The 13,473-nt window shown below is 53.5% G+C and carries 11 protein-coding genes and 1 tRNA gene; 6 read left to right on the top strand and 6 right to left on the bottom strand.

All coding sequences use genetic code 11. The annotated features are described in order from the left end of the window. Window positions 1–142 precede the first annotated feature (142 nt). Window positions 143–946, top strand: coding sequence for a serine hydrolase domain-containing protein (locus tag ACG98I_RS12055; RefSeq protein WP_394720869.1), 804 nt, complete (start codon window positions 143–145; stop codon window positions 944–946). Window positions 947–1,019: 73 nt separating this feature from the next. Here ACG98I_RS12055 and ACG98I_RS12050 read toward each other — a convergent pair whose 3' ends face one another. Further along, entirely contained in the window at window positions 1,020–1,970 is a 951-nt protein-coding gene (locus ACG98I_RS12050) for an alpha/beta hydrolase family esterase (protein WP_394720870.1), read from the bottom strand. 470 nt (window positions 1,971–2,440) lie between these two features. On the opposite strand from ACG98I_RS12050, the gene ACG98I_RS12045 reads away from it, so the two are divergent. Beyond that, window positions 2,441–2,938 (top strand): hypothetical protein, encoded by a 498-nt coding sequence (locus ACG98I_RS12045; protein WP_394720871.1) that lies wholly within the window; start codon window positions 2,441–2,443, stop codon window positions 2,936–2,938. Between the two features lie 33 nt (window positions 2,939–2,971). On the opposite strand, the gene ACG98I_RS12040 is transcribed toward ACG98I_RS12045, so the two are convergent. Beyond that, window positions 2,972–3,748, bottom strand: a complete 777-nt coding sequence (locus ACG98I_RS12040) for an HAD-IIA family hydrolase (RefSeq protein ID WP_394720872.1) — start codon at window positions 3,746–3,748, stop codon at window positions 2,972–2,974. Beyond that, window positions 3,745–4,029 (bottom strand): acyl carrier protein, encoded by a 285-nt coding sequence (locus ACG98I_RS12035; RefSeq protein ID WP_394720873.1) that lies wholly within the window; start codon window positions 4,027–4,029, stop codon window positions 3,745–3,747. The genes ACG98I_RS12040 and ACG98I_RS12035 overlap by 4 nt, the downstream gene beginning before the upstream one ends. A gap of 34 nt (window positions 4,030–4,063) precedes the next feature. Here ACG98I_RS12035 and ACG98I_RS12030 point away from each other — a divergent pair, with 34 nt between their 5' ends. After that, complete coding sequence (locus ACG98I_RS12030) at window positions 4,064–5,089, top strand: alpha/beta fold hydrolase (protein WP_394720874.1); 1,026 nt, start codon at window positions 4,064–4,066, stop codon at window positions 5,087–5,089. 61 nt (window positions 5,090–5,150) lie between these two features. On the opposite strand, the gene ACG98I_RS12025 is transcribed toward ACG98I_RS12030, so the two are convergent. Together ACG98I_RS12025 and aceE are read right to left on the bottom strand one after the other, a co-directional pair. Continuing rightward, window positions 5,151–5,936: a GntR family transcriptional regulator gene (locus tag ACG98I_RS12025; RefSeq protein ID WP_394720875.1), complete on the bottom strand. Its 786-nt coding sequence runs from the start codon at window positions 5,934–5,936 to the stop codon at window positions 5,151–5,153. 843 nt (window positions 5,937–6,779) lie between these two features. Continuing rightward, complete coding sequence (aceE, locus tag ACG98I_RS12020; RefSeq protein ID WP_394720876.1) at window positions 6,780–9,542, bottom strand: pyruvate dehydrogenase (acetyl-transferring), homodimeric type; 2,763 nt, start codon at window positions 9,540–9,542, stop codon at window positions 6,780–6,782. A 314-nt stretch (window positions 9,543–9,856) separates the two neighbouring features. On the opposite strand from aceE, the gene ACG98I_RS12015 reads away from it, so the two are divergent. Then, window positions 9,857–10,237 (top strand): DUF3052 domain-containing protein, encoded by a 381-nt coding sequence (locus ACG98I_RS12015; protein ID WP_394720881.1) that lies wholly within the window; start codon window positions 9,857–9,859, stop codon window positions 10,235–10,237. A 157-nt stretch (window positions 10,238–10,394) separates the two neighbouring features. Beyond that, window positions 10,395–10,470, top strand: a tRNA-Val gene (locus ACG98I_RS12010). 164 nt (window positions 10,471–10,634) lie between these two features. Here ACG98I_RS12010 and ACG98I_RS12005 read toward each other — a convergent pair. After that, entirely contained in the window at window positions 10,635–11,258 is a 624-nt protein-coding gene (locus ACG98I_RS12005) for a TetR/AcrR family transcriptional regulator (RefSeq protein ID WP_394720877.1), read from the bottom strand. An 827-nt stretch (window positions 11,259–12,085) separates the two neighbouring features. Between ACG98I_RS12005 and ACG98I_RS12000 the strand changes: the two genes are divergently transcribed. Next, window positions 12,086–13,429: an IS256 family transposase gene (locus ACG98I_RS12000; protein WP_394719581.1), complete on the top strand. Its 1,344-nt coding sequence runs from the start codon at window positions 12,086–12,088 to the stop codon at window positions 13,427–13,429. Window positions 13,430–13,473: the final 44 nt, after the last annotated feature.

Raw genomic sequence — 13,473 nt, 5'->3', positions numbered from 1 at the left:
CCTGTGAACAAGCTTGATTTTTCCTGTAAGAAGGGCATACTCGCCGAATCTGACGCGTGCAGCCTTGCTGCACGTGCTGTGCCTAATCTCACCGCTTGAAGGTTCTTCGCTGTTCATATTTGATGCAGGTAGGGTTTAAATCATGAGTGCATTAGCGAAGATTTCTGATTGGCCAGTAGATAATGTTGCCGGGGCACTAATCGGCCCTGATGGCGTGGAGACAGTCGGGGAGACTTCCCGGGCATTTGATATTAAGTCCGTGACCAAACCCGTGGTGTCCATGGGGGTTATGCTCGCCGTTGAAGAGGGCGCGGTGGAGCTAGATCAGCCTGCGGGGCCGGAAGGATCGACTCTGCGTCATCTGCTTTCGCATGCCTCTGGCGTGGATTTTGATTCCCGCGATGCCAAGCGTCCGGTGGAAGACCGCCGCATTTATTCCTCGGCCGGATATGAGTGGGCGGCGGAGATTGTCGGCGATGCCACCGGAATTCCTTTTGAGCAATACCTGGATGAGGGCCTTTTTCGGCCTTTGGGTATGACCTCTTCGCGGCTAGCGGGCAGTGCTGGTCACGGCCTGATTTCTACCGTTGATGACCTAGCCAAGTTTGCAGCAGAAGTCCTCAACCCGCAGATCATTCACCCGGATACGGTGAAGGACATGCGCACCGTCCAATTTCCTGACCTACGCGGCATTGTTCCGGGCTATGGCATGCACCGCCCATGTCCTTGGGGCTTGGGCTTTGAAATTCACGGCGAGAAAGACCCGCACTGGATGGGAGCCAATATGCCTGCCGATGCCGCCGGCCACTTCGGCATGTCCGGCACCTACCTCTGGGTCGCCGGCGATTATGCCATGGTTGCGCTCGCAGACCGCGACTTCGGAGACTGGGCCAAACCGCTCTGGGCTGAGACGAATGCTGCAATCTGGGATGAGATCAACAACTAATAAATAAGGCGCAGCTGGCTTCGAGAATGAAGCGGCTGCGCCTATTTCTGTATGGAGTTAGTCTTGCGCGGATTTAGCGAGAGCGCAGGAAGTTCCACACGGTGCGGGTTGCGTGCGGGTCAGAAGTAAACCAGGTGTGGCCGCCGCCGTTGACCTTCTGCAAGACGGTGTCGCCGCCGCGGTCGCAGCCTTTATAAGTCTTGATTTCAGAACGGCCTGAGGTGGACGTGGTGGTGCTGTTCAGGTTGCAGTCATTGCGGTCACCAACATTGCGGAAGGTGGCGTCGACGGAGTCGTACAGTCCACCGGTGCCGATGCCACCAGCCCAGGTCATGTGATTGTCATTGGTGCCATGCATGATCAAGGTGCTGACATTACCCGCGGAGCAACCAGAAGTAACGGGGGTGTAATACGCGCCCGCGACGGATGCGACAGCGGAGAAGACATCAGGAGCTTGGCATGCCAGGCTTAGCGCCATACCGCCGCCATTGGATAGGCCTGCGGCATAGACGCGGGAGTTGTCCACGTTGTAATTGGCACGCAGCTGATTGAGGATGCTGCGGACAAAATCAACGTCCTCACCGCGGGAGGTCTGTGCGTAAGTAGGTCCTTCCCAGAATGCACCGCGGCCTTCTGGATAAACGATGATGGCATCATTTCCGGCAACTTCATCAAAGCGCATGTAATCCTTGGTGCGCTGCGCGGTGTGCTCCGCACCGCCAAAGGAGAAAATAACAGGGTAGGTGCCGCCAGAATTGATGCCGGCAGGCAGCTGCAGTATGTACTCGCGGCTGCCTTGGCCAAAGACTGATACGGACTTCCGATTGGACGTGCTGGCAGCCGCAGTTGTATTCGGGACGGCTTGAGTGATCGCCGAAGACAGCTGCTGAGCCATCTCCGGATTAGATGACAGCTGCTGACCAAGGCCAGAAGAGGAAGAGGACTGGGCCATTGCTGGGGCCACAGATAAAGTCACTGCAGCAGACAGGGCAGCAAGCGCTGCAGCAAGTTTATTCAAACGCATGAACAGATACTTTAGCGGCAATTTCATGCCCGGCAAATGCAAAGCTGGCGAAAGTAAGTGAAGTCACGTGAGAGCAGTTTAGACCGCTCGAGCTGCCATGATTTGGCGAGTTAAACAGTGATGTTCAAGTTTTACTTGAGCTTTAATAATCGGGGGTTAAACCGGTTATTGAGGGTTGCCCCTGGGGCGGAAGTGGGGTGACAATGCGGATGAGCACAAAGTAATTGCTAGTGGTTGATAGTAGCTCATGAGTCCGGAGTTTCCGGACAGAAATGAGAAAGTGTCGCCCGCTCGGAGTTACTCGCTGTTGTGTACGAATAATGAGCTCGTTGGGGAAGACGAAGCTCGTCTTGCGTCACATCAAACGCACTTGGCTTTCAAGGTACCTGTGTTAATCGATCCCACAGGTAGCTTGAATACGGATTTAGCCATGGGGCGGTGACGTTTATTGCCGTGAGGAGATTCGGCACGTGTCAACAGCAACACAATTAGCACAGCATGTTCACCATGCTGAGAATAACTATGCAGAACCTGCAGAATTTTTCGGACCTGCAGATGCGGCAATTAATGCTGCGTTTGCGTACAGCCAGGCATCGGCAAGCTATGCGGCTGAACCTGCCGTGGGCACTGCGGTGCTGCGTGTATCTGGTATGCCTGCCCGCCTGCGCCCCGCAGTAGAACGTGCGATGGTGCAGTGCATTCACACTACCTCGGAATACGTGGTCCCCGGTGATGATCCACTCACTGCGCAGTGGTGCACCCGCTGGTACCGGGATAATGGCATGCGCGATGACCTTGCATCCCTCGCCGCATTCCCCGGCGTGGAGCTTCCCGAACCACGCGCAGAAAAGTGCGTCGGCTGCCGCCAAGTCATCACCGGCACCGCAAGCGAGTTCCGTGCCCTCAATAGCGTCTTGACCACCCTGGCTGAAGAGTTCGGCTTCGACGCCTCCGTTCAGCGTGCTTGAAGCTGCCGCATTCACGCACAGAAGCGCATAGCTTTAAGCGAAAGGATCGAGGATGCGCTCGGGGATATCTGCCACCGAGTCAAGCACGCGGGTAGGGCGGAATGGATAGCGCGCAATCGCGGCATCCGTCATGATGCCGGTGCGGACCAAAATGGTGCGCATGCCAGCCTCCAAGCCGGCCTTGACGTCTGTGTCCATGCGGTCACCAATCATGACCGTGTCTTCTGAGTGCACGCCAATATTGTTCAAGGCCGAACGCATCATCACTGGGTTGGGCTTGCCCACATAATAAGGCTGGCGGTTAGTGGAAGCCGTAATCAGTGCAGCGACTGAACCCGTTGCCGGAAGTACACCTTGTGGTGCGGGACCAGTGACATCAGGGTTGGTGGCGATGAACCGTGCGCCGCCCAGAATGAGGTTAATCGCGGTGGTAATCGCCTCAAAAGAGTAGGTGCGGGTCTCACCTAAAACAACGAACTCCGGGTCATTGTCGGTTAAAATCCAGCCGGCCTCATGCAAAGCCGTGGTCAGCCCGGACTCACCAATCACGTAGGCAGTGCGCGTTGTGGATTGCGAAGATAAGAACTTGGCGGTTGCCAGGGCTGACGTCCAGATTTTCTCCGCTGGAATGTTCAGTCCCTGCGAGCGCAGCCGCGCAGCCAAATCGCGTGGCGTGGCCATGGAGTTATTGGTTAACACCATGTACTTAATGTCATTGTCATTGAGCTCCTGCAGGAACTTATCCGCGCCAGGGATCATCTCACCTTCTTTGATGAGCACCCCGTCCATGTCAGATAGGTAAGAAATCATTGCTTTTCCTCCACAAATTTTGCTACATCGCCCACGGTTTCGATGCTTAGGGCTTCTTCTTCCTCAATGCGTATCCCCAGGCGGTCTTCGGCCTTCACCACAAACTCAATGAGGTTCAAGGAAGTTAATCCCACCTCATCCAACCGGCGGTCGGGGCTTAAATCTTCAGATTCCTCACCAGTGATTTCAGCAATCAATGCCAAGTAATCAGGCGCGGAAGAGCTCTGTTGCGTGGGTGCAGATAAGTGTGCACGCAATTGCGCACTTAGGTCATTGGACATGCATCTCAGTCTAGCTTCTACAATGATGATTGATATGTATAGAAGAAATAGATTTGCAGCCGCATACCGCGGGCAGCGCCGGGAAAACCGTGCAGCGCAGCGGAAAGTGCATAAGACCCTGCATGATCACGCAACTCCGCCCGGATTGCGCAATTTAGATGCCGAGGGTGCCGTTGATAATGACGGGGTAGACATCGCGTGGTTTGAGGTAGGAAACCCCAACGCGGATGTCACTGTCGTTTTCATCCATGGTTATTCCTTGTCTTCTGAGGCGTGGTGCGACCAGGTCGAGCACCTGCGCCAGCGCAGTGACGTGCGCAGTTTGCTTGTCGATGTCCGCGGCCATGGCATGTCCGCCCGCGTTGATGCCGCACACTGCACCATTGATGACGCGGCCGATGATGTGCTGGCCGTGATCTTGGAACGGCTACCGAAAGATGGCGGGAAAATTATCCTGGCCGGTCATTCACTCGGCGGCATGATTGCGTTAAACCTCATCCGTCGGGCACCGCAGGACATCTTCGACCGCATGAGCGGTGCGCTGCTGATTTCTACCTCCATGCGCCGCTTCGCCGATAAGGGATTAGCGCGCATGCTGGAAACTAGCTTTGCCGGGGCGCTATATGCCGGCATGCATCGGGTGCCAGAAAAGTTCAACCGGCTGCGGTGGAATATCGCCCAAACCGCCGCGCCCTCGCTTGCTGCACTAGTAGCGGGCTTTCCACAGATGGAAAGACTGCAATTTCACACGGCGATGTTATTGGACACCCCGCTGGAAAGCTACGTGGGGTATTTCGATGATCTCATTGACCACTCTGAACGCGGCGCTGCAGAGCGTTTGAGACAACTCAAAGGCCAGGTCATTATTGGCTCGATGGATCTAGTCACCCCGATGGCACAGTCGCAGTTGATTTGCGATGCATGGGGCAAGCAAGAGCTAAAAGTCATTGATGGCTCAGGACATATGGTGATTTTGGAAGAACCCCAGCAAATCTCCCAAGCCCTCGATGCGCTGATAGAAGAGCTCATCCCCACTGTGCCGCTATCTCAGATTCATTAGCGGGGTCAGAGAAACCCCGCTTCTAATTCGCTCTCTTCTCAGGCGTCCTGAACAGCAGGTATTAGCTATTGACCGGTTCAGCTGCCCAATTGGTGGAGCCTTCGAGCAATAAGTCGGTGTGGATAGGAGTCCGTGCTCCCTTGACCACGGTGAGGGTATATCCCAAGATATTTGCTGGATAAAGGTATTCGGCATATTCCACGGGAGTACCAGAGTGATCGAAAGCCTCCAGACGAGATCCATTCAATGCGGTGCCCACGGGAATCTCCAGCAAATCAGCGACTTCCTGATTAGCTTGCACAGTCTCGATGGAACGACGGCAGCTATCAAAGTCGATTCCTTCACTAAATAGTTCCTCATGGATGGATTCGGCTTCGGGATCCATGGCCATGACGTGCTTGCCAACGTCGAGAGGAAAATACTGGCGCTCGACGATTAAAGGTTTGCCATCTGAGTGCCGGACGCGAGAGACAAAAATGACCGGGTCCTCTGGCTCGATACGTAAAGCCTTGGCAACGTGTACCGGGGCAGGCCGACGCGCCATCCACAACATAGTGGAGGAAGGGTTGAGGTTATGATCTTTCATCCACCTGTAATTAGACAGGATGGACATAAAGCTCTCGGACTGAGAATCTCCGAGCACAACTGAGCGGCGTCCGCGGCCTGAAGAAATGAGACCCTCCGCGCGTAAGCTAGCGATTGCCTGGCGGACTGGACCGCGGGAGGCAGCAAACTCTTCACACAGCTCGGCCTCGCTAGGCAGGAGATCGCCTTGGCTAAGTGCACCTGACGTGATGCGGCGCTGCAGCTCCTTCGCAATGGTTATGTGTAGCTGCTTACTTGGCATTGCAAAATCCTTCCATTGGTAATCGCTAAATCCACCAGATTATGGGGAGTATTGATGTCCATATTTACTTGACCAGAGTTTGCAAAAATATTGCGTCTACAAATTCTGGTTATTAGATTAGCTGGAAACCTTCTCGGTAACCCGGGGTGGTGTAGATACTATCATTTGCGGGGGGTGGTATCGCTGGGAGGGTTTTCATTCCGGGGGATATGCATCCAAGTCTCGGGCTTTAAATTTTGTAGAATGATCTTTCTCCAATTCAGCCTCATCTTTAATCTCTGAACCATGGCATTCAAAATTGACGACCATATAACTGCAGTATATGGAGCTAAGATAGGGAAATATTATTGAAGAGGATTTTCATTTCCCTATCGGGTTATTGTGGTTTGCAAGATTGTTCTTCAAATGTGGGCTATCAATCTTCGCCCACCGATTTATGGGGGTGTATTTGAGTGTCAATGGGGTGGGGTAATCGGGCAGGAAAGTTAGGTTCTGGTGCCAAATAATTACCCCCGAGAATGACCGTTCAGGGTGTATACTGCCCCGAGTGGATGTCATGATAACTATACTATTTATTAACAAGAAAACTTTGATTAAATAGTTTGACCTCGTGAAATCTGCGCGCAGGCTTGATGTCTAATTAGGATTAGAGGGGTGGGGCGGCGATTGATGATCGTCAAACCTCCTTTGTTCATATATCAACAAAGGAGGTTGGTAAGTTGCGGAGAAATATTGCGGGAATAGCGACACAAAAGCGCCTGCGTCCCATCCCGCCTAGCCCATCGTGATGGGGTAGATACGGTTGGAGCGCAGGCGCTTAATCTGGGCAGTGCAGCGAGCTAATTACTCAATGCCAGGAGCCTCTGTGGAATCCACGGTAGCCGTTGGGTCTGCCAACTTCAGGTCCTTAGCGGCCTTTTCTACGACGGACTGCTCAATCTTGCCGTCGCGTGCGAGACCGGAGAGAACAGCCACAACAACAGACTCGGCGTCAGTGTTGAAGAAGCGGCGAGCAGCAGCACGGGTATCAGCGAAACCGAAGCCATCAGTGCCCAGGGTGATGTAGGTGCCTGGGACGTATGGGCGAATCTGCTCGTGCAGGTCGGTGACGAAGTCAGAGACGCCCACGAATGGACCATCGACGCCCTCTAGCTGAGAAGTCACGAATGCCTTCTTTGGCTCGGTACCGTTCTGCAGCGCTTCCTTGCTCAAGCGGGCACCATCACGTGCGAGCTCAACCCAAGAAGTAACAGAGAAGAGGTTGGTCTTCACACCGTAGTCCTCATCAAGCAACTTCTGCGCGCGAAGAGCCTCATGAACGCCGACACCAGAAGCCAGGATATTAGCCTCCAGATCGCCATTACCCACGGTGTTGAACTGGTAGATACCGCGGTGCAGGCCTTCAACGTCCAAGTTCTCTGGCTCAGCTGGCTGGTGTACTGGCTCGTTGTAAACGGTCATGTAGTACATGACGTTCTCACTGTTTTCGCCGTACATGCGGTCAATGCCGCGGGTAACCAAGTGTGCGATTTCATAACCGAACGCTGGGTCATACTGCAGAACAGATGGGTTCGTGGATGCCAAGACAGGAGAGTGGCCGTCCATGTGCTGCAGACCTTCACCAGTCAGGGTGGTGCGACCAGCGGTTGCGCCAATGACAAAGCCACGGGCCATCTGGTCAGCTGCTGCCCAGAAGGCGTCGCCGGTGCGCTGGAAACCGAACATCGAATAGAAGATGTACAGCGGAATCATCGGCTCACCATGCGTTGCATAGGAAGTAGCTGCCGCAGTAAAGGAAGCGACGGCGCCTGCCTCAGAAATACCCTCGTGCATGATCTGGCCATCGGTTGCCTCGCGGTAGCTCAGCATCAAGTCATGATCCACTGGGACGTAGTTCTGGCCACGTGGGTTCCAAATCTTCAAGGTTGGGAACCAGGAGTCCATACCGAAGGTACGTGCTTCATCCGGGATGATTGGAACAACGCGCTTGCCCAATTCCTTATCACGCATGACTTCCTTGAACGTACGAACCAAGGCCATGGTGGTAGCAACTTCCTGCTTACCGGAGCCCTTACGCACGCTCTTCAGTTTGTCAATAGCCGGTGCCTGAAGCGGGGTGAACGTCGAACGACGCTCTGGCAAGAAGCCACCGAGTTCTTTACGGCGCTCCAGCATGTACTTGATTTCTGGAGCGTCCTCACCTGGGTGGAAGTAAGGAGGCAAGTAAGGATCCTTCTCCAACTCTTCGTCAGAGATTGGGATGTCCTGCTTATCGCGGAAGTTCTTTAAGTCATCCAGGGTCAGCTTCTTCATCTGGTGGGTCGCATTACGACCCTCGAAGTTGTGGCCCAGACCGTAGCCCTTAATGGTGAACGCCAAAATAGCGGTTGGCTTGCCGGAGCCCTTGCCTTCCATGACACGGGAGTAGGCAGCGTAAATCTTGCGGTAGTCATGGCCACCACGGCGCAATGCCCAAATCTCATCATCGGTCATATCTTCAACCAGCTTCAAGGTGCGCTCATCGCGGCCGAAGAACTTCTCGCGCACGTAAGCGCCGTCATTTGCCTTGAAGGTCTGGTAGTCACCATCAGAGGTGGTGTTCATGATGTGGACCAGCGCGCCGTCCTTGTCTGCTTCGAGCAGCTTGTCCCAAGCGCGGCCCCAAACAATCTTGATGACCTGCCAGCCGGCGCCACGGAAGAAGGACTCCAGTTCCTGAATAATCTGGGTGTTACCACGAACCGGGCCATCCAGTCGCTGCAGGTTACAGTTGATGACGAAGGTCAGGTTGTCCAGCTCGTATAGAGCTGCTTGGTGGATTGCGCCACGAGATTCTGGCTCATCCATCTCGCCGTCGCCCAAGAACGCCCAGACATGCTGGTCGGACGTGTCCTTGATGCCGCGCATCTCTAGGTACTTATTGAAACGAGCCTGGTAGATAGCGTTGATTGGACCCAAGCCCATGGAAACGGTTGGGAACTCCCAGAACCAATCCATGCCGTGTGGGTGTGGGTATGAAGGTAGGCCATTGCCTGGACCACGGGATACTTCCTGACGGAAGCCGTCAAGGTCATTTTCATCAAGGCGGCCTTCCATGTACGCACGTGCGTACATACCTGGGGAAGCGTGGCCCTGGAAGAAGACCTGGTCGCCGCCAGAAGGATCATCCTTGCCGCGGAAGAAGTGGTTGAAGCCAACCTCATACAAAGGTGCCGCACCAGCGTAAGTGGAAATGTGGCCACCGACGCCAATGCCTGGGCGCTGCTGGCGGTGAACCATTACTGCCGCGTTCCAGCGAATCCAACGGCGGTAACGCTTCTCCAATTCCTCATCACCTGGGAACTCAGGTTCCATGGTGGTGGGAATGGTGTTGACGAAGTCGGTAGACGTCAAAGCTGGCAGTGGTACGCGCTTCGCGGTTGCGCGCTCTAGGAGGCGCAGCATAAGGAACCGTGCACGGTCTGTGGAAGTTTCATCCAGCAAGCCGTCGAGCGATTCCAACCATTCTTTAGTTTCTTCTGGATCGTTGTCGTGCAAGTACGAGGCAACGCCGTCGCGAATGAGTGGGAAATTAGAATCGCCCTGTAGGGCATCCTTTTCAGCCATTCCATGAACCTCCTGGGTTGGGTAAACACATGTTGTTCTCCACGATACTCGCAAGTAGGTTACAACGCGCCAGCGAGGTGGCCTTAATCACTGTCCTAGCACGAAGAATGGGGTGTTTTTGTGTGGTGAATAATTAAAGGGGTCTAGCAAATTCATTGCATATCGATTAACTTTTGCTTGTGTAAGTGAGAAATCTTGCACCTGAAGAGGTAAGGTGCAATGCAATTACGAATCACTTCGTATTCTATTTTCAATAAACAAGGAGGAATACCACGGTGGCGGACGCTACTGGCGTAACCAACAACTATGCAACCATGCTCGGCATTTCAGAGGGCATGGTCGCTCTCGAATCTGGCTGGGACGAAGATTGCGATCCAGCAATCTCTGAGTCGATTGAGGCTGTTCTGGGGGAGGATTTCCTCGAGGAAGAGACTGATGAACTCGTCGACGTGGTTGTGATGTGGTGGCGCGAAGAAGACGGCGATCTCGTGGATGGCCTCGTTGATGCCCTCCGTCCATTGGGTGAAGGTGGCAGCGTTTGGTTGCTGACCCCTGGTGCTGGCAAGCCTGGCACCGTCGCTCCGGGCGAAATCTCTGAATCTGCTCAATTGGCAGGTTTGGTTCAAACCAAGGCTGAGCGCCTCGGCGACTGGCAAGGTTCTTGCCTCGTTGGCCGTGGCTCAACCAAGAAGTAGCTTTAGCTTCATCCGCGGCGCGAATCGATGGTTTAAATTACCACCTTGTAGTCCGTGAAAACCGCGATCTACAAGCCGATTTGTTTAAGTCGCGGATTGTTGGCTAGTATTATGCAAGTGCTCATGAGGAAGCGAAAAGCTTTTAAGAGAGCATGATGCGGCTTTAGCTCAGCTGGAAGAGCAACTGGTTTACACCCAGTAGGTCGGGGGTTCGATCCCCTCAGGCCGCACCAAATTTTAGCAGGTCACAAAGGTTTTGAAACCGGAGTGGCCTGCTTTTCTCGTTCCTGTCTCATCACCGACAGTCCGGGCTATGTGCCAAAATTGCTGTCTGCTATCGGCGTAGGAGAGACACACAAGGTTTTGAACGTGAGGTAATACTGGGCGTGCTTCATTTCTATTCTTTCGTCGGCTCCATTCCTTGCCACATAACATCGATAGCTGCTCGACATCGTTGCTCGGTCTCCGGATTGCTAAAGAACTCGCCACGGACAACAGTTTGGTAATAGAACACGCCGATCATGGCATCGATACACGCGTCTAGATTTAAATCAACGCATATGAGGCCTTTGTCTTGTGCATCCCGCAATACTTTGGCAATCGCTTCACGACGGCGCCTGACATTCGAATTCCAAAATGATTGCTGCAATTCTGGGTCTGCCATCACCATCTCCACGCGCTTACGAAAACGCTGAATAGTAAAAGCACCGTCATTTCCTTGGAAAGAAGGGCCCAGGAGATATTCAATGATTGCTTCCTTGTGACCGGTCTCCGAAGCGAGCACGATATCGTAGTGTCCGATACCCAAGATGGATGAGATCAAGTCATTGATGCTATTCCAGCGGCGATAGAGCGCTGAACGGGAGACACCACTTGCTTGAACCACTGCTTTGACCGTGACGGGTTGGTCTGTATCAATCAGCTTGAGCGTTGCTGCAATGATCCTCTCATCAATTGCTTCGTCTTTTGGGCGGCCAGGACGCTTAATGTCGTCCACGACTGGCTCTTGTGACTTTCTCATGATCTGTGGGTCCTCTAAATGAGTGCCTTCTGGAGGCAGCGTGTTAAACCGGCTGCATTAAGTGGAGACAGGGAAATATTGAAGTTGGTGGCTAAATGCTTCAGCCGACCTTGCGTAAGGGCAGATGGGCGCTCGATGCTTAACTCCGCATTCACAAAGCTCACGGCAGTGGCTGGAGCGGGGCATGAGAAGTCATGGAAGCGACCGGCAAAGCCGTAAGGAATGGCGCCCCGGTGTGAAGGGCTACCACCGAGGTCGCACCGATTAGCTGGCAAGTCGGAGATGCCGCTATTACGGGCAATGTCTTGGGTTATGTGGGATTGTAACTTCATGGCGGGGGAAAAGTCCTTTTGATTTGTCAACGACTTGAGTACTTGGCGGAATTATCTTTTGAAGGCTGTAATAGGGAAATGTACTCAGTCGGGGAAGGGCGTTCTAATATTTCGGTTACCAAAAGTAGCTATTATTATTTAAGTACTCTAGATTAATTGACCCTGGGAAGAAAGTTCTGAGCATTTGCTACGTTCCCAGTTGCCTGGGCGCGGCACACGAAGCTGGCGTACTGTGCTGGAGCTTCTCGGCCAGAAATGAGAACTTCCGAATCCTAGGTGTTCAAGACTTAATTTATGGTCGCGAGGTTTGTGGAGCTCTGGCACCTGACCCCGGGGTGTGTGGGGTGGGCTAGATTGCACGGCAGCGCTTTCTGTGGGTGGAGACAAGTTGATGCGTTGCGGATGAAGGGTTCGAATGTGGAGTATCGCTCGCTGGGAGAGTGTCTAATGGTTTGTGTGTGAGGGGTTTCCCTTACATGAAGGAGATAAACCATAATGGATTCTGTGGCGAAACGAGACCCGGAAGATTCCGCGAAGATCAAAGCAATCGAGCAAAAGCTGCTGGCGAACCCGGAGATAGCCAAGCTTATTGACGAGCTCGGCTCAACAGCAACGGATGCTAATGATTTAGTGCGTGGCTTGTTGCAGGCCTCGGTCACTCGCGGCCTGGAAGCGGAAATGGATGCTCACCTGGGGTATTCCAAAGGCGATCGTGAGGCTAAAGCGGCCGGTGGCGGCGATAATTACCGCAATGGTTCCTATGTCAAAAAGGTTGATTCGAACTATGGTCCGGTTGATGTCACTGTGCCTAGGGATCGTGAAGGCACGTTTTTGCCTACTATGGTGCCGAAAGGCTCTCGGCGGCTGACTGATGTTGATGACATGATCATCAGTTTGTATGCCGGGGGTATGACCGTTCGTGATATTCAGCATCATATGGCCACAGCCATGAAAGTTGATATCTCCCATGAGACAGTTTCAGCAGTCACGGATGCTGTCTTAGATGAGGTCATGATGTGGCAGAACCGGCAGTTAGACGAGTTCTACCCGGTGATATTTCTTGATGCGCTACGAATTAAAGTCCGTGACGGTGGGCGCGTGGTCAATAAGTCCGCGTATTTGGCCATCGGGGTGGATATGGACGGTATCAAACACATCCTGGGCATCTGGTTGGCGAAAGAAGAAGGCGCATCCTTTTGGGCACATGTATGCGCAAACTTAGCTAGCCGCGGTATCCAGGACGTGTTCATCGTCTGCTGCGATGGTTTGAAGGGTTTGCCGGAAGCTGTCGAAGCGACCTGGCCGGATTCGATGGTGCAGACCTGTGTCGTGCACCTGATTCGGGCTGCGAATCGGTGGGTGGCTTATGGCGACCGTAAGGCGGTATCTGCGGCATTAAAGAAGGTCTACACTGCCCCAGATGAGTCAACCGCGCGCGCAGCGTTGGATGAATTCGCCGAATCAGAATTGGGCCAGAAATATCCGCAATCAGTGAAAGTCTGGTCCGATGCGTGGGAGCGGTTCGTGCCGTTTCTGCAGTTCCCACCCATGGCCAGAAAGGTCATCTATACGACTAATTCCATTGAGTCGATGAATAACGAGCTGCGTAAAGCCACTCGCAACCGCGTGCAGTTTACCAATGATGATTCCGCGATTAAGACGCTGTGGTTGATGATCTGCAATATCGAAGATAAACGCGCGGCCAAACGAGCTAAAGAAGGTCGAAAAGCCGCCGCGACCAGCGGAAGACTCATCGAAGGCAGGAAAGTCACCAACTGGAAACAAGCCATCAACCAAATGGCCGTGGCCTATCCCGAACGCTTTACGAACTACCTATAAACACTCAGACCGAAAGCCCCACACACAAAATACTTGACACGCTC

The organism is Corynebacterium sp. L4757, assembly GCF_043673995.1.
Classification (GTDB): Bacteria; Actinomycetota; Actinomycetes; order Mycobacteriales; family Mycobacteriaceae; genus Corynebacterium.
This window is presented reverse-complemented; position numbering and strand designations above follow the sequence as displayed.